This is a genomic window from Bartonella sp. AP21QHHD (assembly GCF_042196205.1).
Lineage (GTDB): Bacteria > Pseudomonadota > Alphaproteobacteria > Rhizobiales > Rhizobiaceae > Bartonella.
In genome coordinates, this window is the sequence record NZ_JBHIPT010000040.1 from 1 (window position 1) to 2,765 (window position 2,765).

A 2,765-nucleotide genomic window follows, 5' to 3' on the forward strand; every position below is an offset into this window, starting at 1 on the left:
TATAACAGTGAACCTTTAAAGCACTCCCCATCATTAGTTTTGGGGGGGTATGGGGGTTTTGGGGGGTCTTTTTACCCCCCCTTATATATATTTTTAGTCAAAAATAAAAGTTATTATATTTCAATAAGTTAATCTTTCAAATAAACAACCTATATTAAACATAACGCATAAATACAATTTTTAATATATATCTAAGAGGGTTTTGTAGGGGTTTTGGGGGTTTTAAAAACAGACAAAACCTATCTATAAAATAATTCATAAAACCTATCAAAATACTTATTCTGATGTTTTAAATTCCATGGTGCATTTGTCTTGATTAACAGGTCAATTAACACATCAAATAAACAGCAAATTTCACTATTTTGCTGATCTGACCTCTCTCATGGGCTGTGGATAAACAGCCTTTAAAAAACTTTTTGAAAAAGTTTATCGGCTTTTGAATGACTTTAACTCATTTTGCACTCGATATTTGGTTTGAATCAATTTAATAAACTCCATTTTGATTACTTTGAAGGGAATTAATCAATAGAATATATTGCCATGGAGTCTATTCTTTATGCTTCAATCTATTAAGTATGATAATGAACATGTCACTTTACGCTCTCTCTTGGAATATTATCGTCAACAAGCAAAATCACCCCGTGAATTGGGAACGCTGTTTGAAAACCTTGTCATGGTTTATTTGACAAACGACCCTCTTCAAAAGCAAGAATACGAAAAGGTTCAGACTTATTTGGAATGGGCTAAGGAGCATGATGAAGATGGAACGGATATTGGGATTGATTTGATCGCTACAATCCGTGATGAAGGAGGCTATGCGGCTATTCAATGTAAATGCTATGATGCTTCTCACATCATTAAAAAAGAAGATATTGATAGTTTTATAGCAGCGTCTGGCAAAAAGATCTTCACCCGTCGTATTCTGGTTGATAGCACTGAAACAGATTGGAGTGACAATGTTGAACTAACTTGTGAAGGACAAGAGGTTCGTATTCAACGGATTAATCTGTTTGATTTAGAAAACAGTCAAATCGATTGGGGGGCTTATAAAGAACAAGGACAAGCTGTTCTCAAAGAGAAATCAAAGAAAAAGCTTTTAGATCATCAGAAAGAAGCGCTCAAAGCGGTTTGTGAANTCAAGGCAAGCGCGTATTGTTTCTAGTGCCCTCCCTTGCTCTTATCTCTCAAACAATTCGTGAATGGACAGAAGATACAGAAGTGCCTTTGCGTTCCTTTGCCGTGTGTTCCGATACACAAGTGGGTAAGCGTCGTAAGAATAATAAAAATGATGCTCTTGAATTTGATAGCTCTGATCTTGCCTTGCCTGCTACCACGGATGCAAAAGAACTGGCTAGCAAAGCGGGTAAGGTTTCACATGATCTGATGACCGTGGTCTTTTCCACTTATCATTCAATCCAAGTGATTTCGGATGCACAAAAAGACCATGGTTTACCCGAATTTGATCTGATCATCTGTGATGAAGCCCATAGAACCACTGGCGCTTCATTGGGAACAGAGGACAATGAATCTGATTTTATCAAGGTTCATGATAACAGCATCATTCGAGGCAAAAAACGTCTGTATATGACAGCAACCCCTAAGATCTTTACCGATGATGCCAAAAAGAAAGCCAATGAGATCAATGCCGTTCTAGCATCTATGGATGATGAAGAGCTCTATGGAAAAGAGCTTTATACCTATACCTTCTCAAAAGCCGTTCAGAATGAATTGCTTGCACCTTATAAGATTATTGTTTTGGGTGTTAATGAAGAGGAAGTGAGTGAATCCATTCAACATCTGATGACCGATGAGAATTATGAACTTATTCTTGATGATAAAACCAAGATCATAGGTTGTTATCAAGCCCTTGCTAAAATAGATCTAAAGGTTGATCTGAATGATGACCCCAATCCCATGCGGCGGGCTTTGGCTTTTTGTAAAGATATCAAGACGTCTAAACGCATTCGTAACACATTTAATTCTGAAGAAATACAGGAGGAATTATTTAATCTTCATAAGGTTTATAAAGATACCCCGCCTCTTCATTGTACCTTTGATCATATTGATGGAACCCAAAGTGCCAAAACGCGTCATAAAGCCCTTGATTGGCTTAAAGAAGATGCGGGGGAAAACACCTGCCGTGTGCTCACCAATGTAAGATGTCTGTCTGAAGGGGTAGATGTTCCTGCTCTTGATGCCATTATGTTTTTACACCCGCGGAAAAGTTATGTGGATGTGATACAGGCTGTGGGGCGTATCATGCGGCGTGCAAAGGGTAAAAAAAGAGGCTACATCATTTTACCCGTTGGGGTCCCTGCTGGAGTTTCTGCTGAACATGCTTTACGCTACAATAAGAGATACAAGGTAGTCTGGCAAGTGATCAATGCTTTGCTTGCTCATGATGAGAATTTTGAAATAACCCTTAACCAGATGATTTTAGGTCAAGACGTCAGTGATGTTTTAGAGATTAGAGCCTTAGAGAGCATGACCGCGGTTGAGGATAAACTTCATATCCATGAAAAATCAGAACATATGGGACTTGAGATTGGAAAAGCCGCTCATGAACCACAAATTATTCATAGCGTAACAGGAAGATTACCTTTTTATAAAGAGTTTCCCAATGCTTTGAAAACCCTTATTGCAAAGAAATTTGCTATTGCGGATTATTGGGAAAATTGGGCAGGCAATGTTGCTGAGATTGCTCAAAACCATATCAATCATCTTAAAGATATGATTTCCGATGAAAAGAGTGAAGCCTTTCACGC

1 pseudogene is annotated in these 2,765 nt (G+C 38.1%); it reads left to right on the top strand.

What is annotated here, in order from left to right:
- Positions 1-556 precede the first annotated feature (556 nt).
- Positions 557-2,765, top strand: a pseudogene (locus ACFIMC_RS03145) (DEAD/DEAH box helicase family protein); the annotation flags it as partial.